The 21,619-nt window shown below is 66.5% G+C and carries 30 protein-coding genes, 1 tRNA gene and 1 pseudogene; 11 read left to right on the top strand and 21 right to left on the bottom strand.

Annotation, left to right across the window (positions count from 1 at the left end; all coding sequences use genetic code 11):
• Positions 1–55 precede the first annotated feature (55 nt).
• Both KBY96_RS14465 and KBY96_RS14460 read left to right on the top strand, forming a co-directional pair.
• Positions 56–721 carry an SDR family oxidoreductase gene (locus tag KBY96_RS14465; protein WP_254980230.1) on the top strand — a complete coding sequence of 222 codons (666 nt, stop codon included), beginning with the start codon at positions 56–58 and terminating at the stop codon, positions 719–721.
• Positions 718–1,467 carry a TIGR04283 family arsenosugar biosynthesis glycosyltransferase gene (locus tag KBY96_RS14460; RefSeq protein ID WP_254980229.1) on the top strand — a complete coding sequence of 250 codons (750 nt, stop codon included), beginning with the start codon at positions 718–720 and terminating at the stop codon, positions 1,465–1,467. The genes KBY96_RS14465 and KBY96_RS14460 overlap by 4 nt, the downstream gene beginning before the upstream one ends.
• Here the strand turns inward: KBY96_RS14460 and KBY96_RS14455 are convergent.
• The 5 genes from KBY96_RS14455 to grrP form a co-directional block, all read right to left on the bottom strand.
• Positions 1,449–2,129, bottom strand: coding sequence for a DUF547 domain-containing protein (locus tag KBY96_RS14455; RefSeq protein WP_254980228.1), 681 nt, complete (start codon positions 2,127–2,129; stop codon positions 1,449–1,451). The genes KBY96_RS14460 and KBY96_RS14455 overlap by 19 nt on opposite strands.
• Positions 2,130–2,152: 23 nt before the next feature.
• Positions 2,153–2,461, bottom strand: a complete 309-nt coding sequence (locus KBY96_RS14450; RefSeq protein ID WP_254980227.1) for a hypothetical protein — start codon at positions 2,459–2,461, stop codon at positions 2,153–2,155.
• A gap of 90 nt (positions 2,462–2,551) precedes the next feature.
• Positions 2,552–3,751: a cyclophane-forming radical SAM/SPASM peptide maturase GrrM/OscB gene (gene grrM, locus KBY96_RS14445; protein WP_254980226.1), complete on the bottom strand. Its 1,200-nt coding sequence runs from the start codon at positions 3,749–3,751 to the stop codon at positions 2,552–2,554.
• A 6-nt stretch (positions 3,752–3,757) separates the two neighbouring features.
• The gene (gene grrA / locus KBY96_RS14440; protein WP_254980225.1) at positions 3,758–4,195 is read right to left on the bottom strand and encodes a GrrA/OscA1 family cyclophane-containing rSAM-modified RiPP; all 438 of its coding nucleotides are present in this window, start codon (positions 4,193–4,195) and stop codon (positions 3,758–3,760) included.
• Between the two features lie 16 nt (positions 4,196–4,211).
• The gene (grrP, locus tag KBY96_RS14435) at positions 4,212–5,069 is read right to left on the bottom strand and encodes an extracellular substrate binding-like orphan protein GrrP (RefSeq protein WP_254980224.1); all 858 of its coding nucleotides are present in this window, start codon (positions 5,067–5,069) and stop codon (positions 4,212–4,214) included.
• Between the two features lie 274 nt (positions 5,070–5,343).
• Here grrP and KBY96_RS14430 point away from each other — a divergent pair.
• The 4 genes from KBY96_RS14430 to KBY96_RS14415 all read left to right on the top strand — a co-directional run bounded on the left by KBY96_RS14430 (position 5,344) and on the right by KBY96_RS14415 (position 7,837).
• Positions 5,344–5,428, top strand: a tRNA-Ser gene (locus KBY96_RS14430).
• Positions 5,429–5,572: 144 nt separating this feature from the next.
• Complete coding sequence (locus KBY96_RS14425; RefSeq protein WP_254980223.1) at positions 5,573–6,715, top strand: integrase; 1,143 nt, start codon at positions 5,573–5,575, stop codon at positions 6,713–6,715.
• Between the two features lie 148 nt (positions 6,716–6,863).
• A complete protein-coding gene (locus KBY96_RS14420) occupies positions 6,864–7,259 on the top strand; it encodes an excisionase family DNA-binding protein (RefSeq protein ID WP_254980222.1) in 396 nt (131 codons plus the stop codon).
• A complete protein-coding gene (locus tag KBY96_RS14415) occupies positions 7,256–7,837 on the top strand; it encodes a PIN domain-containing protein (RefSeq protein WP_254980221.1) in 582 nt (193 codons plus the stop codon). Before KBY96_RS14420 ends, KBY96_RS14415 begins: the two co-directional genes overlap by 4 nt.
• Before the next feature lie 36 nt (positions 7,838–7,873).
• Here KBY96_RS14415 and KBY96_RS14410 read toward each other — a convergent pair whose 3' ends face one another.
• From KBY96_RS14410 to KBY96_RS14370, 9 genes are all read right to left on the bottom strand, one after another.
• A complete protein-coding gene (locus KBY96_RS14410) occupies positions 7,874–8,173 on the bottom strand; it encodes a hypothetical protein (RefSeq protein ID WP_254980220.1) in 300 nt (99 codons plus the stop codon).
• Positions 8,174–8,176: 3 nt separating this feature from the next.
• Entirely contained in the window at positions 8,177–8,377 is a 201-nt protein-coding gene (locus KBY96_RS14405) for a hypothetical protein (protein ID WP_254980219.1), read from the bottom strand.
• Entirely contained in the window at positions 8,377–8,787 is a 411-nt protein-coding gene (locus KBY96_RS14400; RefSeq protein WP_254980218.1) for a single-stranded DNA-binding protein, read from the bottom strand. Before KBY96_RS14400 ends, KBY96_RS14405 begins: the two co-directional genes overlap by 1 nt.
• Positions 8,784–9,020, bottom strand: a complete 237-nt coding sequence (locus KBY96_RS14395) for a hypothetical protein (RefSeq protein WP_254980217.1) — start codon at positions 9,018–9,020, stop codon at positions 8,784–8,786. Before KBY96_RS14395 ends, KBY96_RS14400 begins: the two co-directional genes overlap by 4 nt.
• On the bottom strand, positions 9,020–9,232 hold the full coding sequence (locus KBY96_RS14390) for a hypothetical protein (RefSeq protein ID WP_254980216.1): 213 nt from the start codon (positions 9,230–9,232) through the stop codon (positions 9,020–9,022). Before KBY96_RS14390 ends, KBY96_RS14395 begins: the two co-directional genes overlap by 1 nt.
• Positions 9,229–10,503 carry a hypothetical protein gene (locus KBY96_RS14385; RefSeq protein ID WP_254980259.1) on the bottom strand — a complete coding sequence of 425 codons (1,275 nt, stop codon included), beginning with the start codon at positions 10,501–10,503 and terminating at the stop codon, positions 9,229–9,231. Before KBY96_RS14385 ends, KBY96_RS14390 begins: the two co-directional genes overlap by 4 nt.
• Before the next feature lie 41 nt (positions 10,504–10,544).
• The gene (locus KBY96_RS14380; protein ID WP_254980215.1) at positions 10,545–11,216 is read right to left on the bottom strand and encodes a PD-(D/E)XK nuclease-like domain-containing protein; all 672 of its coding nucleotides are present in this window, start codon (positions 11,214–11,216) and stop codon (positions 10,545–10,547) included.
• Positions 11,217–11,366: 150 nt separating this feature from the next.
• Positions 11,367–11,708, bottom strand: a complete 342-nt coding sequence (locus KBY96_RS14375; RefSeq protein ID WP_254980214.1) for a hypothetical protein — start codon at positions 11,706–11,708, stop codon at positions 11,367–11,369.
• A 77-nt stretch (positions 11,709–11,785) separates the two neighbouring features.
• Positions 11,786–12,466 carry a hypothetical protein gene (locus KBY96_RS14370; RefSeq protein WP_254980213.1) on the bottom strand — a complete coding sequence of 227 codons (681 nt, stop codon included), beginning with the start codon at positions 12,464–12,466 and terminating at the stop codon, positions 11,786–11,788.
• Positions 12,467–12,554: 88 nt separating this feature from the next.
• Between KBY96_RS14370 and KBY96_RS14365 the strand changes: the two genes are divergently transcribed.
• Positions 12,555–12,860, top strand: a complete 306-nt coding sequence (locus KBY96_RS14365; protein ID WP_254980212.1) for a peptide deformylase — start codon at positions 12,555–12,557, stop codon at positions 12,858–12,860.
• Positions 12,861–12,921: 61 nt separating this feature from the next.
• Here KBY96_RS14365 and KBY96_RS14360 read toward each other — a convergent pair whose 3' ends face one another.
• The 5 genes and pseudogenes from KBY96_RS14360 to KBY96_RS14340 form a co-directional block, all read right to left on the bottom strand.
• Positions 12,922–13,287, bottom strand: coding sequence for an AbrB family transcriptional regulator (locus KBY96_RS14360; protein ID WP_254980211.1), 366 nt, complete (start codon positions 13,285–13,287; stop codon positions 12,922–12,924).
• A 117-nt stretch (positions 13,288–13,404) separates the two neighbouring features.
• Positions 13,405–13,845: pseudogene (locus tag KBY96_RS14355) on the bottom strand (thermonuclease family protein); the annotation flags it as partial.
• Between the two features lie 30 nt (positions 13,846–13,875).
• On the bottom strand, positions 13,876–14,547 hold the full coding sequence (locus KBY96_RS14350) for an ATP-binding cassette domain-containing protein (RefSeq protein WP_254980210.1): 672 nt from the start codon (positions 14,545–14,547) through the stop codon (positions 13,876–13,878).
• Positions 14,548–14,565: 18 nt separating this feature from the next.
• Positions 14,566–15,714 carry an ABC transporter permease DevC gene (gene devC, locus KBY96_RS14345; protein WP_254980209.1) on the bottom strand — a complete coding sequence of 383 codons (1,149 nt, stop codon included), beginning with the start codon at positions 15,712–15,714 and terminating at the stop codon, positions 14,566–14,568.
• Positions 15,711–16,691, bottom strand: coding sequence for an HlyD family efflux transporter periplasmic adaptor subunit (locus KBY96_RS14340; protein WP_254980208.1), 981 nt, complete (start codon positions 16,689–16,691; stop codon positions 15,711–15,713). Before KBY96_RS14340 ends, devC begins: the two co-directional genes overlap by 4 nt.
• A gap of 279 nt (positions 16,692–16,970) precedes the next feature.
• On the opposite strand from KBY96_RS14340, the gene KBY96_RS16450 reads away from it, so the two are divergent.
• The 4 genes from KBY96_RS16450 (at position 16,971) to KBY96_RS14315 (ending at position 19,319) form a co-directional block, all read left to right on the top strand.
• On the top strand, positions 16,971–17,606 hold the full coding sequence (locus KBY96_RS16450) for a TetR/AcrR family transcriptional regulator (protein WP_315859502.1): 636 nt from the start codon (positions 16,971–16,973) through the stop codon (positions 17,604–17,606).
• A 57-nt stretch (positions 17,607–17,663) separates the two neighbouring features.
• Positions 17,664–17,846, top strand: coding sequence for a metallothionein (locus tag KBY96_RS14325; protein WP_254980207.1), 183 nt, complete (start codon positions 17,664–17,666; stop codon positions 17,844–17,846).
• Between the two features lie 223 nt (positions 17,847–18,069).
• Positions 18,070–18,615: a hypothetical protein gene (locus KBY96_RS14320; protein WP_254980206.1), complete on the top strand. Its 546-nt coding sequence runs from the start codon at positions 18,070–18,072 to the stop codon at positions 18,613–18,615.
• A complete protein-coding gene (locus tag KBY96_RS14315) occupies positions 18,612–19,319 on the top strand; it encodes a hypothetical protein (RefSeq protein WP_254980205.1) in 708 nt (235 codons plus the stop codon). The genes KBY96_RS14320 and KBY96_RS14315 overlap by 4 nt, the downstream gene beginning before the upstream one ends.
• Positions 19,320–19,350: 31 nt before the next feature.
• Here the strand turns inward: KBY96_RS14315 and KBY96_RS14310 are convergent, their stop codons facing one another.
• Positions 19,351–19,866: an ATP-dependent RecD-like DNA helicase gene (locus tag KBY96_RS14310; RefSeq protein WP_396122334.1), complete on the bottom strand. Its 516-nt coding sequence runs from the start codon at positions 19,864–19,866 to the stop codon at positions 19,351–19,353.
• Positions 19,867–19,923: 57 nt separating this feature from the next.
• Positions 19,924–21,456: a vanadium-dependent haloperoxidase gene (locus KBY96_RS14305; RefSeq protein WP_254980203.1), complete on the bottom strand. Its 1,533-nt coding sequence runs from the start codon at positions 21,454–21,456 to the stop codon at positions 19,924–19,926.
• Positions 21,457–21,619 lie beyond the last annotated feature (163 nt).

Here is a 21,619-nt window from a genome sequence, read left to right as displayed (position 1 = left end):
GGAACGGCATCGACTACAGCGCCCCAGCCCCCAGCCCCCGCTAACCCCTCCGCCCATGAGCACCGTTCTGATCACCGGCGCCAACCGCGGCATCGGCCTGGAATTCTGCCGCCAGCTGCAGGCCCGCGGCGATGCGGTGGTGGCGGTGTGCCGCACGCCCTCGCCGGAGCTGGAGCAGCTGGGCGTGCGCATCGAGGCCGGCCTCGATCTCACCGACGCCGGCAGCGGCGAGGAGCTGCGGCGGCGGCTCGGGGATCTGAGCCTCGATGTGCTGATCCACAACGCCGGCCGGCTGGAGGCCGACAGCCTGAACAGCGTGGAAGCCGATGGCCTGCGCCGACAGTTTGAGGTGAACGCGGTGGCGCCGCTGCTGCTCAGCCGCGCCCTGCTGCCCCTGCTGCACCCCGGCTCCAAGCTGGTGCTGATCACCAGCCGCATGGGCTCGATCGCCGACAACGGCTCCGGCGGCTACTACGGCTACCGGATGTCGAAAACGGCCCTGTGCATGGCCGGCAAGTCGCTGGCGATCGACCTGGCGCCCCGCGGCATCGCCGTGGTGATCCTGCATCCGGGCATGGTGAGCACGCGCATGACCGGATTCACGTCCTCGGGCATCAGCCCCGAAACCTCCGTGCGCGGCCTTCTGCAGCGCATCGAGGAGCTCACACCGGCCAGCAGCGGCCAATTCCGCCACGCCAACGGCGAGGAGCTGCCCTGGTGAAGTCGGCGCCGACGGCACCCTCGCTCTCGATCATCATTCCGGCCCTCAACGAGGAGGCCTGCCTGGGGCGCACCCTGCGGCAGCTGCTGGTGCTCGATCCGCCAGCGCTGGAGGTGCTGGTGGTGGATGGGGGCAGCGGCGACCGCACCACCGCCATTGCCGCGGCCGCCGGAGCCACCGTGCTGCAGGCGGCGGTGAGGGGGCGGGCGGCGCAGATGAATGAAGGGGCAGCCAGGGCCCGGGGCGAACTGCTCTGCTTTCTGCACGCCGACACGCTGGTGCCCGACGACCTGGTGGCGGTGGCGGCGCGGGTGCTGGCCGATCCGGCCGTGGCCGGCGCCGGCTTCGTGTCGCTGATGGGCGGCGACACCAACACCCGCTGGCTGATTTCGGCCCTCAATGCCGCCAAAACCTCCCTGGCGCCCTTGCTGTTCCGCCCCCACCTGTATCTGCGCGGCCTGCGGCTGCTGTTCGGCGATCAGGTGATGGTGATGCGGCGCAGCAGCTTCGAGCGCTGCGGCGGCTTCAATGCCGAGCTGCCGCTGCTGGAGGACGGCGACCTCTGCCTGCGCCTGGTGAAGCTGGGCCGGATCCGGCTGATCCAGCGGGTGGTGATCAGCTCCGACCGGCGCGTGCGCCAGTGGGGCCCCTGGAAAGCCACGGCGCTCTACCTGTGGATCGGGGTGCTCTGGGGGCTGGGGGTGTGTCCCCGGCGCCTGCGGCGCCTCTATCCCGATGTGCGCTGATTGAGGCTCCAGTCGTAGGGCAGCTCGCGCAGGCCGGGTTCGCTCTGGCTGAGATCGCTGCCGGCACTGGCGGCAACCGTGGTGAGGCGGGGCAGGATGTAGGCCGCCAGGGATGGCGCCACCGCCTCGAAATCCACCCGATACCAGCGGAAGATCGGACTGCAGAACAGCAGGTTGGCGGCCGCGTCGTAGCGCACCTTGGCGGGATCGTTGATGAACCGCCTGGCGTCGTCCTCCAGCTGCGCCTCCACCCGCTCCGGCCAGTAGGCCTCGTTGCGCAGCAGCGGGCAGCCGATCGAAGCGCACACGATTGCGAAGTGGATGCGGGGATCGCCAAGCGGGCGCAGGATGCTGTGCTCGATCTCGCCGAGGCTGAACGGCCGCTCCCCAAGCCGATGCTCCCGCCGGGAGAAGAAGCGCAGAAACCCCAGCCAGTTGGGCACCCCCAGCAGCTGGGGACGGATGGACGCGATCGGATAGCGCTGCAACACCGCCTGGATCGTGAAGGCGTTGTAGAGGTTGATCCAGTGGGCCAGGGCGTCCTGGCGCCCCTCGGTCTGGGCGCTCTGGTGGCTCAGCCAGCCGGCGAGCACATCGGCGTCGTCGGCCTTCCAGGCCGCATAGTCCACCCGCCCGTGCCCATCCACATGGCGGCGCAGCAACTGATCCCAGGTGTCCGGAGCATTCAGGGCTGACTCGCCGCGAGGGCCTGCAGCGCCATGTGGGCATGGGCCCGCAGGGCACCCATCGCCATCACCTGGCGGGGCGTGCGGCCCCTGCCGAGGTCGTCACCGGCCCCCTCGAAGGCCTTGAGCAGTTGCACGCTCAGCTGGCCATAGGCCTGCAGCAGCGCATCCAGTTCACGGTGGCGCTCCCCGCCCGCCAGGTCCCCGCCGGGTTCAGCGGCAACAGTGGGTTCGACGGCGGCACTGCGCAGCAGCTGGGCCAGCTGGCGATGGCTGATGGCTTCGGGAATGGGGTGGATGGGATCCATGAACCGTTGGCGCGCTCGGCGTTGTTGAACCAAACCCTATGGAGCCGATTCGCGGCCGCGAAGGGGGGCTCAGGTAGGGATCACCAGCCTTCAACCGACCCCATGGGGCGCCACCGCTGGTTGGGGGAAGGCTGATGGCAGTTCAGGGCCCAGGTCGAGTTCGGCCTCCAGCCCGGCCAGCACCACATCGGCGACGATCTTGATGCGGTAGCGACAGGCCTGGGTTTCGGCACAGTCGAAGGTGCCCCGCTCCCAGTACTTGTTGCTGCCGGCGCCACCTCCGCAGAGGCCGAAATACTCGCAGCTGCAGCGACAGCGCTCAATACCGGCCTGCATGTCGCTGTGGATGCGCTGAAACTTTTCTGTGGCACACACGGATTCAAGGGAATCGGTGAGGATGTTGCCGAGCACGAAATCGCCATACTCTTCCGTTCTCACCGCCAGCAGTTCCGGATCAAAGGTCGAGAAGTTGCCCCGATGATCGACATTGAGAATCACGAAGGGGCGATTCATGTCGGTGCGCTCCAGGCGTGAATCCGTGCAGGCAAGCGCGCAGGTTGTCTCGAATTCCCGCAACCTCAAGGCGCCCTGGCTCTGTGCCGTGAGCTCCCACACCCGCTCCAGAAACGTGCGGTAGTGCTGCTCACATCCGCCCCCTTCCAGGCTGGAGGCGCGGTTGCTGCCTTCGGTTTCTTCCATGTTGAAGCCCACCTCGGTGATGCCGTTCTCCAGGAAGAAGCCAACGATGGCATCGGCATGATCCAGGGACTCCCTGGTGAGCACCGAGATCACATGGAAGGGGATGTTGTTGCGCCGCAGGTGGGCAATGCCGCGCATCGTGGCGGCATGGGTTCCGAGCCCGGTGCGTGTGCGGCGGTGGGCGTCATGCAGGAAGGCCGGCCCATCGAGGCTCACCCCCACCTGGATGCCGTTGCGCAGGAAGCAGTCGCACCAGGCCTGATCGATCAGGGTGGCGTTGGTCTGGATGCTCTGGCCGATGGCGATCGGATCGCGCTTGTAGCGCCCTTCCGCCCTGCGCAGGAGGCGCGTGGCCTCGTCGTAGAAGCTCACCGGCACGGCCAGCGGCTCCCCCGCGTGCCACAGGATCGTGAAGTCGGTGCCCACGAAGGGACTGGTGAGCACGGCCCTGAGGATCGGATCCACCAGGTCGAGCGACAGCCGGCTGCGGTCGCTGCGATCGGGCAGGTAGCAGTAGTCGCAGTCGAGGTTGCAGAAGGGCGTGGGCTGGATCACCACCAGACCGATCGGCCCGAAGCCAGGTGCCGGCACCACTCCTCACCAGTTCCGGAAGGCGGCACCGCCGGGGCGGGCATTGACGAAGCCCCCGCCACCGTTCACGAAACCGCCGCCGCGGTAGGCGGCATTGACGAAGCCGCCGCCGCCGTTCACGAAGCCCCTGGCGGGTCCGCCGTAGTACGGGTGGCCGTTGACGAACCCGCCGACCGGTCGAGCCACAGCAGCGCCCCGGGGACCGTTGACGAAGGCGGCCACGGGTGTGCCGGCGTCAGCCAACGGGCCTGCCGCCGGCCCCAGCTGGGCCTGCCGCTCGCGCACGGCGGCCGCGATCCGGCTCATCCGGCCTTCGATCGAGGTGGGCGCACCGGGGATGCCGGCATCGACGGCTGACCGGCTGGCCGCCGCACCGGCTGGCTGGGTGAAGGCCGCCAGCGAAACCAGAAAGCCCAACAGGCCGGCGCGGGAGGTGATCGTCATCGGTGGCTCGGGTGATCTAGCGGGTGGTGGGAACGTTGATCTGCTCGTGGTTCAGCAGCACGGTCTGGAAGTAGGCCTTGATCAGCTCAGGTGGCAGCTCCAGCACGCCACCTGGCCCAAGCCAGCGGTTCACGGTGGCGGTGGAGGCCGGATCGTCGATCACATACCCCTGGATCATCTGGGCAATGGCCAGGTTCACCAGATTGCGGAACGTGGAATTGTTCTCCGGCATCATGCAGCCCACGGCATAGCGCACCAGAGGGTCCTCGGGCACCAGGGTCAGACCCTGGCTGCCAGCTGAGCGGGCAGCGCCCGCCAGCAGGATGCTGTCGCCCGCCACGCCGTCCACCCTGGCGGAGCCGAGGGCGGCCAGGCCGTCTTTCAGGCCGGGCACGGCCACCCGGATGGCCTGGGGCCTCAGGTCGCGCATCGCCCTCTCCCCGAGCGAACCCGGCACCACGGCGATACGCTTGCCGGCCAGCGACTCGGCGGTGCCACTCAACCCCTGTGCCCTGGTGAGGATGCGGATGCCGGAGAGGCTGAAGGGGATGGAGAAGTCGACGAACATCTCCCGCTCCCAGGTGAACTGGGCGCCGCAGGAGAGGGCGATCTCGCCGTTGCTCACCTGCCTGAACAGGGCGTCGGGATCACCCACGGGCTCGAACTCCGCTCGCACAGGCCGGCCGAGGTAGCGCGACACCTCGGCCGCCACCAGCTGGGCAACGTCGACCCCGTAGCCCACCAGCTCCCCCCTGTCGTTCCGAAAGGAGTAGGGACTGAGGTCGGCGCGGGCCCCCACAGTGATCGCACCGGTGCGGGCGGCCCGCTCGATCACGGTTTCCGCCCGGGCCGCCTGGGCCCCGGACGCGCCCATCAGCAGGCCAGCCAGGGCCAGGAGGACGAAGCGAAGACCCTGGCGGGACCGGAGGCTCGGGGATTGTCCAGGACCGGGCTGGGGAGAGGGGTGCGGCAGCGCAGGAGCCAAGGGGGAGTTCGCCGGGATCGGGGATGCGCCCACCACTTTGATCCCTGTCGTGCTGGAGGGGCACTGAGGGGCGGCCCTGGCGGTGAAAGTGTCACCGACCGCCGCTGGGGTCATGGGAAAATTCGACTACCGCGTCTCCCTCCCTGGTGCCGCGGCCCCACCTGGAGGGGTGGTCGAGTGGTTGATGGCTCCGGTCTTGAAAACCGGCGACCCGCAAGGGTCCGTGGGTTCGAATCCCACCCCCTCCGTTCCCTGAAACCCCTGCTACAACTGGGTTCTGAGCTCCCAGACCAGGCCCGGCCAACAGCCCAAAGGGGACCCGCCACTAGGCAAACGAATTAGGCAAAAAAGCCCGAAACAGCCACCATTAGGCAAATCACTAGGCAAAACGGGTGCCTGCCTCCGCCGACCCCTGGCTCCGCCGCCAGAACGCCGCCCTCAAGCTGCGCGGCCTTGCTGTCTCCCTGGAGCTGGCCGGCTCTCGCCTGCGCCTGCGCGCCTCCATGCCGCCCAAGCCAGGCGAGCCAGCCGACACCCCTTGGCAGCAGCAGCGGATCTCCACCGGGCTGGAGTACCCGGCACGCGCCACAGAGGGCGTGGAGCTTGCCGAGACCCTCGGCCGCGCTCTGGAGCGTGCTCGCCTGGAGATCGAACCCTTCGACTGGGGGCCATGGGAGCGGCTGGGACGCGGGCGCGGGCCATCGAGCCGACAAGCGACCAGGGATCGCGTCTCCGGCATCAGCGCGCTGTCTCTGACGCGGCAGTGGTGGGAAGGCAAACGCACCCGGGGACGCTCAGCGGAGGTCTCCTGGGATGTCGACTACCGCCAGCCCCTCTCAGGCCTTAGGGCCATTCAGGACCTGCAACCCGCCCACCTTCTCGCGTTGGTCGATGCCTGCGCAGCTGGCAGCAGAACCCGGCTTCGGGCGAGCCGTGCTGCAGCCACCATGGCCGAGGCCCTGGGCTGGGGAGACGAACTGATCGCGGACCTGAGGCAGCGCGGCAAGGGCTATTCGGCCCGCAAGGCCTCACCCCGCGACCTGCCCAGTGATCGCCAGATCGAGCAACTCATCGATGACCTCGCCCCCGAGTGGCAGTGGCCCGTCGCGGTCGTCGCCACCTATGGCTGCCGGCCCCATGAGGCACTGCTGCACGCCGAGGTGCAACCCTCCGGACTGCTGCGGATCAGCGACGGCAAGACCGGTGCCCGGCAATCCCTGGCCATGCCGGCGGAATGGCTGCAGCGCTGGAACCTCACCGACCGGCGCCTGCCCAGAACCATGCACCCCGAACGCGGTCACAGGGCCGCGGGGATGGCCATGGGTCGGCTGTTCCGTCGCGTGCAGGCGGGCATGCAGCCCTACGACCTGCGCCATGCCTGGGCGGTACGGGCGATCCACAACCCCAGGATCTCCCCGTCCCTGGCGGCCAAGTCGATGGGCCACAGCCTGGCGGTGCACAGCAGCATCTACCAGCGCTGGTTCGACGCCCATGAGATGGCAGCGCTCCAGTCGGAACTCAGCGCAGCACCTTGATGCAGGGCCTCTGCCTGGACCGGGGGCGCAGGGCTGTTCGAGCCAGCCGGGACCGCGCTGGTTACGCTTATTACGTTCGTCAGTGGATCGGGAGGTGGTTGCGATGGTTGCGATGCCTGTGCTGCCCGGGACCATCACCCCAGATTCCATGTCGCCGGAGCAACTGGAGGAGTTGCTGGCCCTCTTCCAAGCCGGTGAAGCCCGCCTGGTCGGCCCCCATGGAGAAGAGCATCTGGTGCCTGCTGCGCTCTACGGACTGATGCGTGCCCTGCTGGACAACCTCAAACGGGGTGAGGCGGTGACGGTGGTTCCCCATGACGCCCTGCTGACGACCCAGCAGGCTGCCCAGATCCTCAACATCTCTCGGCCTTACCTCTACCGGCTGCTGGACCAGAACGCTGTACCGGTGGTGATGGTGGGCAGTCACCGACGGTTGCGTATTCAGGATGTCCTGCAGCTGCGTGAGCAGCGTCAGCAACACCGGCGCTCCGCCCTGGATGAGCTCAGTCAGCTGGGGCAGGACATGCAGGTGGAGGCCGTGTGAGCCTCTGGCTGGAGCCTGCTGTCTTCCCCGTTCTCCTCGACAGCTGCGTTCTCTACCCCTATGAGCTGAGGGATGTGTTGCTCGAGGCTGCCCATCGGCACCTCTATCGGGTCCACTGGTCGCAGCAGATCCTTCAGGACACGGTCCGAAATCTCCTCGCTGACGGGCGCACCACCACCGAGCAAGCTGCGCGGTTCTGTGCGGCCATGGAACGAGCCTTCCCGGAGGCGGTGGTCGAACCACCTGCAGGCCTGGCGGACCAACTTGAGTGCGATCCGGGCGATCGCCATGTGCTGGCCGCAGCCATCGCCGCCAAGGCGGAGGTCATCGTCACCCTGAATTTGCGGCATTTCCCGCAGGCGGTTTTGCAACCCCTGGGAGTTGAGGCGGTCAACCCCGATCAGTTCCTGTGCAACATGCTCGATCTGGACCCGATCACCATCAACGACTGCCTGAAGACGATGGCCGCGCGGCAACGGAACCCCGCACGCACAGCTGTCGTGCTGCTCCAGGCGTTGAGTCGTCAAGTTCCCACCTTCGCAAGTCGGTGCATGGAGTTTCAGGTTGATAGGTCATGAAACAGCGCCGCCTTCCCATACGCCTGCCAGTGGCCTTCAGCGCAGAGATTTGAGGTAGCGCTCCACATTCACCAGATAGGCATGCCGCTTGCCGGAGGGCGACGGCACCTGCCGGTAGCAATCCGGTGGGAAGGCCCCGCGCAGGATCCTGCTCTTCAGGGCCCGGGCGGAGGAGAAGTGGAGCAACTCCGCGGCCTCCGCCAGCGGCAGCCAGGGGCTGGTCTGCTGGGGAGGGGCCTGCCGAGCAGTCAGCAGGGTCAGTTGTGCCGACAGCCGGTTGAGCTGAATGCTCAGCTCTGCCATCACGGCCTTCAGGTCAGCCACTTCAGCTCCCATGGCTCAAACCCCAGGCCCGAGGCCTGTGATCACCAGCAGCAGGGTGCTGAGCTGGAACAGCAGCACCAGCAGCAGCAGCCGTTGCAGCTCGCGCAGGCTGGTGATGCTCACCAAGGTGGTGCTGCGGCGGGTGCGGCAGAAGGCCGGCAGCTCGGGGCGACGCCCCCTGGCGCCGATGCCGCTGCGGGGAGATCGGGTGGCCATCAGAACGGCACCTCCTCGTCGCTGATCGGGGTGCCGGCAGGAGCTACTGCCTGGGCTGTGGTCTGGCCCTCGACTGGTGGAGCCGTCGCACTGTCCGCCCGGCTGCCCAGCAGGGCCAGGCGATCCACCTTCACCACGGGCTTGCTGCGCCGCTCGCCGGTGTTGCGGTCGGTCCACTGCTCGCTGGTCATGCGGCCGATCACCCCGATCAGCGAGCCCTTGCGCACGTAGTCGGCTGCCACCTGGGCCTGCTTGCCCCAGATCTCGAGGTTGAACCAGTCCGGCTCCTCCTCCCGGCTGGGGCGGTTCACCGCCAGCGAGAGGTTGGTGACCACCGAACCGCTCTCAAAAAAGCGGGTTTCGGGATCCCGGCCGGCGCGGCCGACCAGGGTGATGGTGTTGATGCTCATGGTTCGAGTGCAGAGGTGCGGGCTGCAGCGGCCTGGCGGGCCTGCAGCAGCGACGGGAGCCCGATGGCGGGATGGGTGCGCAGCAGCTCATGGATGGCGCCGCTCCAGCTGAGGTCGTGCTGCTGGGCAAAGGCCCGCAGCTGCAGGTAGGTGTCGGTGTGCAGCGCCACGCATTTCTTGTGACGCCCCAGCGGCAGGCGCAGCGGCCGCGGTCTGGCCGGAAGGTGCTCCATCACCGCACCCGCCGCAGACCGGCGGTGTGGGACCAGTGCCGCTGCAGCGGAGCCGTGCGTGCACCGTTGAGCGGCACCAGCCGGCAGTGCGTACGGCAGGTGGGGCTGGTCTCCACCCGGTAGAGCACCTCCCCGTCACACCAGATCTGGTGAGGGCCAAAGCCGGCGCCGGCCGCGGCGCTCGGCAGAGGGACGCCATCGCTGGTGCTCATGGCTGGCCCTCCACGCCGCTGGCCTGGAGCTGCTGCCGGCGCCGATCAATCAGAGACCAGAGCCGCTCGGCGGCCTCATCGCTGAGCTGGCCCTCGGCCAGCAGGCGATTGACGCGCTGGTGGGCGTTGTCCAGGGCGGCGGCGCTGGCGAGTCTGGGGATCTCCTGCTGGGCTGTGCTGAGCAGCTCCGCGCTGGACGGCTGCTGGGTGCTGGAGGGTTCCGAGGGTTCTGACGCGCCAGCACCGGGCTGCGGTGTTGGGCCCGTCGGCAGCTCGGGCTGGTGTGTGCTCTCGCCAGGGCCGGGAGCGGCTGGCCCCTCCGGGCTGGCCGGCTGCGGAGACGTCCCCTGCGACTGGCCTGCTTCAGGTGGCTGCAGCCCGTCGTGGTCTGTTTCGGCGGCGGGCTGACTCTGCTTCTGTGCTGCGGCCGATCGCTTTGAACTGCGGCGGGCAACGGGTGCCGCTGGAGCAGCTGTGGCCTGGGGTGTGCCGTCGTGGTCAGGTTTGGTGGCCGCGGCGGCGGGTTGCTGCGCGGGCTGCCTGGCAGGCAGGGGCGTCGGCACCGCCGCAGCGCCCGGGCCTGGCGCTGGTGCTGGGGCCGGGGCCGGCTGCACCGCGTCAACCACGACGGCCTGCACGTCGGCGGCCTCGTCCTGGGTCATCAGCCCCAGGCTGATCTCAGGGCAGTAGACCTTCACCCAGAAGGCGGCGGCGCGGTAGCGCAGCATCTGGCCGGTCATCGACTGCCACTTGCTGGTCTCCTTGCCGTTGCGATCCGGGCGGCTCCACCAGCCCTCGCGCTTGGCCATCGCGATGCTGATCGTCTCGCCCTCCAGCACCTCGCCGCTGGCCTTGTCGCTGGCCACCGCGTAGCAGCTGCTGGGGTTGGCCTTGTCGTCAAAGACAAAGCGCAGCGGCGTGAACCGCCCGCTGGCATTGACGGTGGCGATCAGAAACGAGCTCGACCAGGTGGGCCTGCCGTGGATCGGCGTCATGTTCTGCATCACCACCAGCGGCGAGAGGCCCATGCGGGCCGCGATCTCCAGGGCGATCAGCGAATTGGAGAGGCCCTGCTGGCCGCGGTACTCGGTGGGGACCATGGAGCTGGTGCAGAGGGACTGGGCCATGCGCTGGGCGGCTTCAAAGGCGGCGATGCCGGAGAAGACGCCGCTGCTGATGTCGACCGGTGGCGCCGGTGCTGACAGTGACGCCGGCGTGGTCCGGGCCAGGGCGCTGGTGCTGGGGCTGGAGCTGGGGGGTGGACTGGTCATGGGCGGGTGGTGGTTCCGTTGTGTGGTGGGGGCAAGAGGCCTCAGAACAGGGCGATCGACTCCGGATCAATCGCCTCGCTCTCGGGAGTGCGAGAGACTGCAGGCAAATGGCGGAACGGCTGGCGGCCGTGGCTGGGCCACGCGCCGCTCATCTGGCACTCCGCAATCCGGCGGAACGCCTCCTCCCGCCGCTCCAGCCCCACCTCGAGGTCGCTCGGCTCCACAACCAGCAGGGCGCAGTCGTGGGGCTCCTCCCACTCAAAGGCGATGAACCCCGCCTCAGTGGGCATGGCGCCGCTGCGATCGGCATGGCCCAGGGCCAGGTGGGCGAGCTGCAGGTCGTAGGCCAGATCCTTCGCCTGCCAGTAGAAGCGGCGGGGCACGGCCGTGCGCGTCTTCTTGAGGTCAAACAGGCACCCATCGCTGGTCACCACATCCGGCAGACAGCGGCAGGGCCGCCCGGCCCCATCGCTCCAGAAATGGGGCTGCTGGGAGTAGCGCTCATCCATGGCGGCCAGCACCTCACCGATCACCGGATCGCGGCGCAGGGCATCGGCAACGGCTTGCGCCTGATCGACCATCTCCTGGTTCACCGGCGTCAGGCCGGCAGCCCGGGCCGCGGCGCAGTTGGCGGCACCGGCCTTGGTGTTGCGGGCGATGGTGCTGAACACCGCAAACCGCTCGCCAACAGAACGGCGGCGTGAGCCGGGCATCGACCAGATCCCCCTTGACCATGTCGGGGCTGGGCTCAAAGGGTGTGGCCTCGGGCCCAAAGCGATGCCACCAGGCGCGCATCGTGCCGGTGACGGCCGCCTTGAGCGTGGTGGGCGACCAGGCGGGATGGGCGTGGTACTCGCTGAGCTTCATCGGATCCACAGGCACTCAGGACGGACCATCCCCAGCACCAGCCAGTAGGTCTCCAGGGCGGAACTGCAGCAGCCCGATTCCAGGCTCGCGCCCTGCTCATGCAGCAGGGTGGCGCTGTAGAGACCCTCGCCGGAGCGCGAGAAACTCACCGCCAATCCCACCTCCTGCAAGGTGACGGGCTGGATGGGAATGGGCCGGCTCCACTGGGCCTGCCAGCGGCCCAGTGCGGTGTTGAGAGCGGCCTGGCAGCGAAACAGATCGTTCAGTGCCGCGACGCCTGCGTGGTCGTCATCGCGGGTGGTGGCCATACCTGAGAAGTGGGTGAACAGGCTCAGCATTCCCCTTCCGCTGGCCCGAGATCACCTCAAGGTAATCCTCTCGCGAGCCCATAAATACTCCCCATGCGGAAGCTGCATCACTTCCGCCGCCGCCGGCTGCTCCGCTCAGGTGCGCCCGTGAGGTTCGCCTCCCAGGTCTCCAAGAGCGTCTGCAGGGCCGGCAGGGTTTCCGGGCGGATCGCCTCGTCCTGCAGCAGGGCCCCCTCGATCTCCAGCTGCTGCTCGGTGCCCAGGTCCTTGCCGCAGCTCAGCAGCTGCACCAGGGCCGTGATCGGCCGCAGGCCATGGGCCTCCACCAGCGCCAGGTAGTGGGCCTTGAGCGGCCCCAGCTGCAGCGGCGCCTGCTCGTCGCCCTCCTTAGGCCAGAGCTCAGATGGGCCCTGGAGATTGCCGATGTAGCAGGCGAACCAGTCCTCAGGGCCCCAGGGGCTGCCATCGGGGCGGCAGATCGGCTGGCCGCTGGCCACCCGCTCCTTGAGCAGGGCATCGCTGAGGCGGCCGCGGTTGGTGCTGGCCAGGGCCTGGTTGAGGGCCGCCAGCTGCAGAAAGGTGCTGGGCTGGGCCTGCTTGATCTGGGCGTTCTCCAGATTCGCCCACTGGCCGCTGGAGACCCGCAGCCCCGGCGGAATGATCTCCGGGCAGGCGCGGGCCCAGTCCTGGGGGGTGGTGATCACCCAGCCGTTGGCCTTGCGCCAGTTGCGCAGGAAGCGGCCAAAGATCTCGCGCGCCTGGCCGAGCTGGCGATGCAGATCAGGCATGGGCTTTGCGAGAGATGAAGGCAAGGTTTCTGTTTCGCGAGAGCTTCATTGTTGCACCGCTCCGGCGGCGCCCCCAATCCCGGAGACCGTGCTGATCAACCCGCGCATCACACCGCTCAGCCCCGAGCGCAGCAGCGCCTGGGAGGGGTGCCTGAGCGTCCCGGGGATGCGGGGGCTGGTGCCGCGCTGGGAGCAGATCCGTTACCAGGGCGTCGACAGCGAGGGCAACCAGATCGACCGCTCGGTTGATGGCTTCCATGCCCGTGTGGTGCAGCACGAATGCGACCACCTCGACGGCGTGCTCTACACCGACCGAATCGAGGAGCGCACGGCCTTCGGGTTCACCAAGGAGCTGGAGGCAGCTGGTGTGCTGCCATCGCTGCCGCCGGAGTGAACAAGCATCGAGATACCGGCCGGCTGGCTCCCTGGGCCGAGCAGGGGAATCCTGATGTCGTTCACTCGTCCTCGTCAGGTGCGCCAATGGGCATCAGCTTGATCTGCTTCTTGCCCAGCTTGATCTCGAACTCATCGCCGGGCTGGAGGCCCAGCTGGGCGGTGTAGGCCTTGCCCACCAGCAGGTTGCCGTTGAACTGCACCTTGGTCTCATAGCTGAGCTTGCGCCCGCCCTTGCCCCGACCCTGGCCCGGTTCACCGAGGCTGACGCCCTTGGCTTCCAGCAGGGCTTCATAGAAGGCGGTGAAGTTCAACCGATCGCTGCCGTCCTTCTTGGTGCTCACGTAGCCGCACTCGCGCACCAATTCGGACTTGCTGGAGTCGCTGAGTTCCTTGACCTTGGCAAGCAGTTCGGGACCGGTGAGCATGGCTGTCAATCGCACTGTCCACAACCTAGTGCATAGACTGGATCGGTCAATGGAGGGTGGTTGCCACATGTTCAGCGGCACCGCTTTGCCATGGCCTGAAGGGGGTCACCTGGGCTATCACCGCAGGCTTTCGCAGGCCTCAGCATCCCTGTTCCCATCGAGGTAGGTGTGACCTTCCCGTAGCAGTTGCTGGGCGCGCTGCCACGAACCAACCTCCGCGCATCTCCACCGGCGCCCTGCACCTGATGCCCCACCAGAGCCGGAATCAGGGTTGATGATCCTCAAGCTCGCAGGTCGACGCTGTGGTGTTCCAGTGCTCTTGCTGCCGCCCCTCCGCGCAGCCCGCCAGCCCCATGGGCGCTGAATTCCACCAGGTGGTTTCCAGACCCCAAGCCGGGAACGTTCTGCTTGTTTCTCCCGATCCAGATAGGCCGCAGCATCACAGCACTCGAGGTACTGGCGATACACAAAGGCGTGGCCCTGGTGGGCAAGTTCCAATCCAGCGTTGCGGCCATCCCGGGTGATGACCTCGGCGACACTGCGGCGTAAGTGATCCTTCTCCTCGTCTCTCGCCTTGCGCTGAAAAGCTCAGAGCAGACGACCGTCCTCCATCGACAGGGTGCGATCAGCGATGTCGAGAATTCTGTTGTCGTGGGTGACCAGCAGGATGGTGCAGCCTTGCTCCCGGGCCAAGCGTTGCATCAAGGTGACGACATCCCGACCGGAGCGGCTGTCGAGGGCGGCGGTGGGCTCGTCCGCTAGCACCAATGGTGGGTTACCCACCAAGGCACGAGCCACGGCCACCCGCTGCTTCTGGCCGCCAGAGAGCTGGTCGGGGAAGGAATGGAGGTGGTCACCCAAGCCGACGGTGGTGAGGATCGCAGTCGCGCGACGGTCCATCTCGCCAGCATCATTCGTGCCACGCATCTCCAGGGCCATACGGACGTTTTGCAAGGCCGTCAGGCTGCCGTGCAGGTTGTGGGCCTGGAAGATGTAGCCATGCTCCCGGCGGGCCATGGTGAGAGCGCGATCTTTGGAGCCCACCAGCTCTCGATCCAGCACCCGCAGACTGCCGCTCTGGGCCGATCGCAGACCACCGATCAGGGTGAGCAGGGTGGTCTTGCCCGAGCCTGAGTTGCCGGTGAGCAGCACGATCTCGCCAGCCTCCACCTCCAGGTCAAGGTCGAACAGCACCTGGCGGCGGAGATCGCCTGTGCCGAAGTGGTGGTTGAGATGCTGTATTGAGATCGCGGCGGTCATTGCTGGCGGGAGAACGGATCAGAACAGATCTGCGGGGTTGGCCTCCTGCAGCCGTCGGGTGGCAATCGCCCCGGAGGCCATGCACATGGCCAGGGTGAGCACGAACACCAACAGTGCCCTGGACGCCGTCATCGCGATCGGCAAGCTGGTGGCCTTCGCGGCGAGGGCATAGAGCCCCAGAGGCATCACGGCACCGGGAAGGAAACCGAATGCAGCCAGAATCAGGGCCTGCTCGAACACCACGGCCAGCAAGTAGCGGTTGCGGAAGCCCATCGCCTTGAAGGTGGCGTACTCGCGGATGTGGGCGTTCACATCAGTGGAGAGCACTTGATACACGATCACCACTCCCACCATGAAGGCCATGGCCGTCCCCAGCCCGAAGATGAACCCCACCGGGCTGGCCACCCGCCAGTAGTCCTCCTCAAACGTGAGATAGTCGGCCTTGGCAAGCACCTTGACGTCGTCGCCAAGATGACGGCTCAGCTCAGCCACCACCTGAGCGGGGTCGGCGCCGGGGGCCAGCGTGAGCAGCCCCAGGCTGACGCCACCAGGATCCCGGCGGGGGAACATGCGAAAGAAGGTCTGGTCGCCCGCCATCAAGGTGCCGTCGGCCCCGAAGGAGGCCCCAAGGCGAAACAGGCCACCGATGGAGATGGTGCGCCGTTCTGCCTCTGCCGTCACCCGCTCGCCATTGTCGACGCGCTGGATCATGCGGGCGTACTGGCCGCGGGAGCCGCGATCGAACAGCACGGTGTCGGGCTCCTTGAGCTTGCCGGCCTGGGCGTTCACCTCCGGCAAATCCAGCACGGCGGCGTCGGGGTCAAACCCCAGCACCTGCACCGTCGAATTGCGAAGAGTCTGTGGATTCCGCCAGGTGAGGTTGTTGAGGTAAAGGCCGTGGGCGTCCTTCACTCCAGGCACGTCCATGGCCTGGAGCAAGCGACGCCTTGGAAAGGTGGAGAGGTTCTGGAGGTTGAGCGCCTTGGGGCTGACCAGCACCACATCACCTCGGAAGGCGCGACTGAGGCGGGTGTTGCTGTCGTAGAGGGCCGACTGGAAGCCCAGTTGCATGAACATCAGCAGATCCGCGAAGGCGATGCCGGCGATGGCCACCACGAATCGGCCCCGATCGTGTCGCAACTGCAACCAGCCAAGGGGCGTCCTCATGGGCCGATCACCGTCCGCACCTGCAGGTTGGAGAGGCCGGCGGCACGCTTACTGCTGGCAGCGTTCAGGGGGGCTCTGATTTCCACGACGCGGCTGTCGGTGTTGGCGGTGGGATCGGTGTTGATCACCGACTGCCGGCGCACGATCGCGCCCACAAGGCCAACCTGGCCCTCCAGGGGGGTCAGCAAAGCTGCGCTGGTGATCCGCACCGGTTGGCCCACGCGCACCCGAGGTAGATCGCTCTGATACACCTCGGCGATCACCTGCATGCGGTCGGTCTGGCCGATTTCGACAATGCCGGCAGAACCAGGCACCTCGCCGGCGCGGCTCTGGACACTGAGCACCTGGCCTGCAATCGGCGAGCGCACCAGGCTTTGGTCACGTTCGGCCAGGGCGGCCTGCCGGGCCGCCTCCGCCTCCACCAGGGAGCGCTCGGCAGACTCCACATCAAGACTGTTGCCCCCCTCAGCGGCCCGCTGGCGGGTGAGCTGGGCTTCTGCGTCCCGCAGGGACGCGGCCACAGTGTCACGGGTCAGGTTCTTGGCCTCGCGGTCGGAGGCCGAAAGGGCCCCGCTGATGTACAGGCTCTGGTAACGCAGGCGCTCGGATTCGGCCGTGCGCAACTGGGCCTGCAGCGACTGCACCTTGGCCAACTGGCCAGCGAGACCACTGCGGTGGTCTGCCCGGGCGATCGACAGGCGGTTGCGAGCCAGTTGCACCTGCGCATCGGCCCGTTCCACGGCCGCTTGCAAACGGGGCTGGCCGTCGAGAACCGCCAGCACCTGGCCCTGGCGCACGGCATCCCCTTCCTCAACCAGCAGGCGGAGAATGGTCTGCTGGCCGGTGGTGCTGGAGGGGGCCGCGATGGTGCGCACCTCGCCGATGGGAGCCAGGCGGCCAAGCGCTGTGACGGTGGGCAGGGGAGCCTGGGCGGAAGGGGCCGGGACTGGTGCTGGCCGCTCCTGTAGCGATCGCATCACAACCACAGCGCCTGCTGCTACCCCCGCAGCCAAGAGCAGGGAAATGGCGTTGGGGCGCGGCTTGGCGGGGAGCTTGAAGGGCAGCGAGGGAATCTGCACGGAGCCGAATCCAACTGAACTCAATACTAAACCGTCTAGTCTGGTTTGGGCCAGTAGGCTTGGCCACGGCTTGGGTCGAACCCAGGTGAAACGACCAGGAAGGATGGAGGGACAGTCGAAACGGTGACGGTGATTCCCAGGAGTGAGCCGACCTCAGAGCAGCCAACAGCCCCACCCATGGCCGATCCGTCGCGAGCAGCCGAAGAGCCAGCCAAGCCGGCTGCTCGGCAGTTGTCGGCCGAAAAAAGGGAGGCGGTCCTGGCCGGCTCCCGGGCCGAGTTCCTGCGCAATGGCTATGCCGCCACCACCATGGACCGAGTGGCGGCGGCAGCGGGTGTCTCGAAGGCCACTGTCTATAGCCACTTCACCGACAAGGAGACCCTGTTCCAGTGCCTGACCCACCAGATGGTGGGGGAAAGAGTGGCTCAGTTGTTCGGGCCAGGCGAGGCAGCTGCCTTGCCTGGCGATCCGCGCCAGGCGCTGGCCGAACTGGCTCACCGCTGCCTGGAGCCATGCGAAGGCCAAACCGACTTCCTGGCGTTCTTTCGGCTGGTGGTAGGCGAATCAGAGCGCTTTCCCCAGCTGGCCCGCACCTTCGTGGGTCAGTTGGAGCAATACGCCTTTCCCCAGGTGGTCCGTCTGTTCGCGACCAGTGGCTTCCTGCCGGAGGCAGATCCTGAGGTCAGTGCCCGGGTGTTCATCGGTTCCATGGTGCATCTGATCTTGATGCAGGACCTATTGCATGGCAGGGAAGTGGTGAACGTCGACCGGGGCCGCTTCGCTGAAGGCTTGATCAAACTGCTGTGTCGATAAGAAGTTGTGACAGCCCGGTACCAGTCTGTTGGTAGCGGCATTGAGCAAGGAGAGGCCATGACCACGACCCTGGAGAAACCCGCCACGCTGCAGTGCGCCTGCCCGGGCTGCCACTGCACGGTGCAGGCGGACAGCCCGTTCCGTAACGTCACCCTGCTGTTCTGCAGCGAGGTCTGCGCCAAGGGGCACCCCAACGGTGAGCCCTGCCACGCCGGTTGTGGCTGTGAATGCCATGGTTGAACCTGCAGGTGCCAGCAGACGCTGGTGGAAATGGTGGGCCTGAGCGGGTCTCGATCGTTCGGATGGCTGCCTCCTCGCTGGCAGCGAGCTCCAGGCCCAGGCTGCCCGTCACCACCGAGCCTTTCCAACTTCAACACTGAGCTTTCGGCACCCCTCGTGCCCGGCCGAACGCACACCAAGCAGCTAAGATTCGCTATTCGCAAATAGCGAACAAGGCATTGCGTTGGCCCGCTTCCCTTCTAACCCCCAACCCGTTCTGCGCCCCCAGGATCTGGTGGTGCTGCTGCGGCTGGCGCTTCCATTCGAGCCTGCTCCGAGCTACGCCGCACTCGGCACTGAGATTGGCATCACGGCATCTGAGGCCCATGCAGCTGTGGAGCGGGCAGTGGCGGCCAGGCTGGCTACCAAGACCAGCGATGGCAAGCCGCAGGTGATCCGTACGGCGCTGCTGCAGTTCCTCCAGCACGGTGCCCGCTACTGCTTCCCGGCCAGCCAGGGCGGTCTCACCCGGGGTGTTCCAACCGGATATGCAGCCTCCCCACTAAACAAGCAGATCCGGCCGGGCAAGGATCCGCCGCCGGTCTGGCCGTGGAAGAACGGCACGACCCGTGGCCTCGCCTTCTACCCGCTCTACCCGAGTGTCCCTGAGGCGGCGGCGCGCAACCCGCCACTGGGCGAGCTGCTGGCCCTGTTCGATGCGGTGCGCGGCGGCAGTGCCCGTGAACAGGCTCTCGCCGTGGCCCTGCTGGAGGAGCGGCTGCAGCCATGAACCCCAACGATCCCAATGTCGCCCTGCTCGAGCGGGCGGCTGAGCATCTGGGAGAGGCCCTGCTTGATCAACTGGTGTTTGTCGGCGGGGCGGTGGCTGGCCTGTTGATCACGGATCCGGCAATGCCGGACATTCGGCCCACACAGGACGTGGATGTGATCTGTCGTGTGATCGCCAGGGTCGACTACTACCAGCTGGAGATGCAGCTGCGGGCACGGGGGTTCCAGGAGGACACACGGCCCGGTGCACCCCTTTGCCGCTGGTGCATCGAGGAGATCATCCTCGACCTGATGCCCGCCCAAGGCAACATCCTCGGGTTCTCCAACCGCTGGTATCCCCTGGCCGTGGAGTCCGCCCAGCTTCAGAGGTTGCCGAGCGGCCGCTCGATCCGGATGGTGACCGCACCGGCGTTCCTGGCGACCAAGCTGGAGGCCTTCTACGGTCGTGGTCAGGGAGCGTTCCTCTTCAGCCACGATCTGGAGGATCTGATGGCGGTCGTCGACGGTCGCGAGTCGCTGCTGGAGGAGTGTCGGATGAGCACCCCTGAGCTGCGGAACGCGCTTGCGGCACACTTCCAAGTCCTGTTGGCGGCGCCCGCTTTCATCGAGGCACTTCCTGCCTTCCTCCCAGGTGATCAAGCCAGCCAGCAACGACTACCGGACTTGCTGCAGACGCTTGCTGCGATCGCGGCTTTGGCTGACTGATGACCATCTGAGTCATCCCGGCAGACGGATCTCAAGATGGTCCCAGCCATTCCGCCAGCTTGGTGTAGCGCCTACGGCCCAGGTGGTTCTTCACCGCCATCGCCAAGGCCTTCTTCTGCCCCACCAGCACCACCAGCACCACCAGCTGCTTGCCTCTGGTGATGCCGGTGTACACCAGGTTGCGCTGCAGCATGGCGTAGTGCTGGGTGAGCAGGGGGATCACCACGGCGGGGTATTCGCTGCCCTGGCTCTTGTGGATGGTGCAGGCGTAGGCCGGCACCAGGTTGTCGAGTTCCCCCCAGCCGTAGGTCACCTCTCGGCCATCACAGCCGCCGGCTTCTGAGGAGGGATAACGCACGGTGAGTTCGCTGGCATCGGCATCGATCGTCTCCACCGTGCCCACATCGCCGTTAAACACCTCCTTCTCGTAGTCGTTGGCGATCTGCATAAGCTTGTCGCGTTGACCTTGGCCAGTGACTTTTAATAGACCCTGGGCGATACCCTGCCTCAAAGGTTCAAGGTGGGCCTGTGAAGAAAACCAGACCACCTCAGTCACCGGGAGGACAGCGTGGTCCCCGGCAACTTCGCCGGGGACGAAACGCGCCTACATCCGACCAGCGGTAATCGTCGGCGCGGACACTCCAATCCCCGCCGCCACTACATTGGCAATCTGGCCACCCAGCCAGACTCCTCCAGTATGGCCTAACTCGCTGGGGCTCAATGGAACGCCAAATTCATCACCATTGTCGGCGCTATTGCGCTTGGTGATGCCGTCAAATTCCCAATGCACACCGATATAGACCCTGCTAATTGAGTTGTCTACAATTGCCTTCCAGAGACTGGCATAGCGGCGCGTCACCAGTGGGCGCGGATCCTTGCCGCCAGAGTCATTGGGACGTGGGTCGATGTTACGGCCATTGTATTCATCCGAGACAAAGTCGAAATCGATATTGTCGGTGCCGTTGGGACGAAATGTCGCCTGCTTCTTCTCAACGAGGAACAGCCGCAAGACATGGAAAGCGGCCGCACCGAAGGTTGCATGGCCAGAAGGATAGGCTGGGAAATCCGGAGTAAGACCGGTGCCGGCCAGGCGAATCTGAGACGGATTGGTGCCGGACTGGTTGGTATCGGGACGACCCAGCGGGAACCACCCCGGCTCAGCGGTGCCGTTGCCTGGCTCCGCACTGCGGATGCCGACGATTGGCCGCCACATCATGTGATCGGGCGAATATTTGTAGAACCAGGCATGGATGCCGGCATCGGCCATCGCGACAGCACACGCAGCGACAACGGCGAGCTCTTCATCGACCGACAGGGCGTTAAGACGCCGCGCGTCGATATCATCAAGAATGCCGAGCACGACCTGCATGTAGAGCCGCGGCGGTGTCCCCAGTTCGGGCGGGCCGTCATAGCCCCAATAAATTCCGATTAATTCCTGTTCGGCAGTGCGTCCACGGCTGCGATCGTCGAAGCCAAGGTCGGCGACTTTGGCGAAATCGTCTCTGTAATGCTGGGTATCATCGACAACAGTGGGCGAAATCCGGCCCGGCGGCGGCGGAAAGGCCGGGCGGGGCGCCACCAATGGCGTAACTTCTTCTCCCCAGGCGCCGCCGGCATAGCCCTGCCCAGGTTCATTGGGAGGAGCGGTATGCTGATAGGGTTCAGGCGGCGAAGAAGGGCTATAGGCACCGCGACGGCCGTGATAAAGATCGAGCAAGCCAAGGCCGTGGACGCCAAGACCGTAGGCACGGCCGGCGGCTTCGGCGACGCTGCCTATTGCACCGAGATTGAACAACTGCAGCCATTCGGTCCACGCAGTGTTGAGCAAGCCGGTTTGGCGGGGATAGCGGAGCAGCAACGTCTGGAAGCCTGCAGCGGCCGCCGCGACAATAACCGAGTTACCGGCAAGACCGGGGAGGCCCAGCGGTACGGGCGGGCCCGAGACCAGCACCGCAACAGGGGTGCCTTGCGCAATCATTTTCGCATCATGAATTGCGGCAAGCGCTAGCCCGAGCGCACGCGCTGTCAAAAATGGTCCGCGCTGATCTCCGGCGCTAATTGATGGCGTGTGGTCACGGCGCACACATTCAAGGGCCATGTCTACCCAGAAACGTAATTCGCCAGATGTTGCAGTCATTGCTTACCCCAGAGAAGAATGTCTTTTATTCCTCTATTAGGGAGGCTCTGGAAAACCCGCGCCATCCGCGCGAAAATACCTCTGCAATCGCTGGTACGCACTGGGATGATGGGCAGCAAGCAGCTCGGATTCGGTGACTACGAGCAGGCCACCGCCAAGAAGC

This window comes from Cyanobium sp. ATX 6A2, from assembly GCF_024346355.1.
Lineage (GTDB): Bacteria > Cyanobacteriota > Cyanobacteriia > PCC-6307 > Cyanobiaceae > NIES-981.
This window is presented reverse-complemented; position numbering and strand designations above follow the sequence as displayed.

What these genes read in the sequence shown, in the direction of transcription:
- devC (WP_254980209.1), bottom strand. Translation starts at nt 15,714, where the DNA reads ATGAGGACGCCCCTTGGCTGGTTGCAGTTGCGACACGATCGGGGCCGA.
- KBY96_RS14390 (WP_254980216.1), bottom strand. Translation starts at nt 9,232, where the DNA reads ATGAGCACCAGCGATGGCGTCCCTCTGCCGAGCGCCGCGGCCGGCGCC.
- KBY96_RS14360 (WP_254980211.1), bottom strand. Translation starts at nt 13,287, where the DNA reads ATGCTCACCGGTCCCGAACTGCTTGCCAAGGTCAAGGAACTCAGCGAC.
- KBY96_RS14465 (WP_254980230.1), top strand. Translation starts at nt 56, where the DNA reads ATGAGCACCGTTCTGATCACCGGCGCCAACCGCGGCATCGGCCTGGAA.
- KBY96_RS14420 (WP_254980222.1), top strand. Translation starts at nt 6,864, where the DNA reads ATGTCGCCGGAGCAACTGGAGGAGTTGCTGGCCCTCTTCCAAGCCGGT.
- KBY96_RS14350 (WP_254980210.1), bottom strand. Translation starts at nt 14,547, where the DNA reads ATGACCGCCGCGATCTCAATACAGCATCTCAACCACCACTTCGGCACA.
- KBY96_RS14325 (WP_254980207.1), top strand. Translation starts at nt 17,664, where the DNA reads ATGACCACGACCCTGGAGAAACCCGCCACGCTGCAGTGCGCCTGCCCG.
- KBY96_RS14315 (WP_254980205.1), top strand. Translation starts at nt 18,612, where the DNA reads ATGAACCCCAACGATCCCAATGTCGCCCTGCTCGAGCGGGCGGCTGAG.
- KBY96_RS14400 (WP_254980218.1), bottom strand. Translation starts at nt 8,787, where the DNA reads ATGAGCATCAACACCATCACCCTGGTCGGCCGCGCCGGCCGGGATCCC.
- grrP (WP_254980224.1), bottom strand. Translation starts at nt 5,069, where the DNA reads ATGGGCGCGTCCGGGGCCCAGGCGGCCCGGGCGGAAACCGTGATCGAG.
- KBY96_RS14450 (WP_254980227.1), bottom strand. Translation starts at nt 2,461, where the DNA reads ATGGATCCCATCCACCCCATTCCCGAAGCCATCAGCCATCGCCAGCTG.
- KBY96_RS16450 (WP_315859502.1), top strand. Translation starts at nt 16,971, where the DNA reads ATGGCCGATCCGTCGCGAGCAGCCGAAGAGCCAGCCAAGCCGGCTGCT.
- KBY96_RS14385 (WP_254980259.1), bottom strand. Translation starts at nt 10,503, where the DNA reads ATGACCAGTCCACCCCCCAGCTCCAGCCCCAGCACCAGCGCCCTGGCC.
- KBY96_RS14380 (WP_254980215.1), bottom strand. Translation starts at nt 11,216, where the DNA reads ATGCCCGGCTCACGCCGCCGTTCTGTTGGCGAGCGGTTTGCGGTGTTC.
- KBY96_RS14375 (WP_254980214.1), bottom strand. Translation starts at nt 11,708, where the DNA reads ATGCTGAGCCTGTTCACCCACTTCTCAGGTATGGCCACCACCCGCGAT.
- KBY96_RS14405 (WP_254980219.1), bottom strand. Translation starts at nt 8,377, where the DNA reads ATGGCCACCCGATCTCCCCGCAGCGGCATCGGCGCCAGGGGGCGTCGC.
- KBY96_RS14305 (WP_254980203.1), bottom strand. Translation starts at nt 21,456, where the DNA reads ATGACTGCAACATCTGGCGAATTACGTTTCTGGGTAGACATGGCCCTT.
- grrA (WP_254980225.1), bottom strand. Translation starts at nt 4,195, where the DNA reads ATGACGATCACCTCCCGCGCCGGCCTGTTGGGCTTTCTGGTTTCGCTG.
- KBY96_RS14340 (WP_254980208.1), bottom strand. Translation starts at nt 16,691, where the DNA reads ATGCGATCGCTACAGGAGCGGCCAGCACCAGTCCCGGCCCCTTCCGCC.
- KBY96_RS14370 (WP_254980213.1), bottom strand. Translation starts at nt 12,466, where the DNA reads ATGCCTGATCTGCATCGCCAGCTCGGCCAGGCGCGCGAGATCTTTGGC.
- KBY96_RS14395 (WP_254980217.1), bottom strand. Translation starts at nt 9,020, where the DNA reads ATGGAGCACCTTCCGGCCAGACCGCGGCCGCTGCGCCTGCCGCTGGGG.
- KBY96_RS14410 (WP_254980220.1), bottom strand. Translation starts at nt 8,173, where the DNA reads ATGGGAGCTGAAGTGGCTGACCTGAAGGCCGTGATGGCAGAGCTGAGC.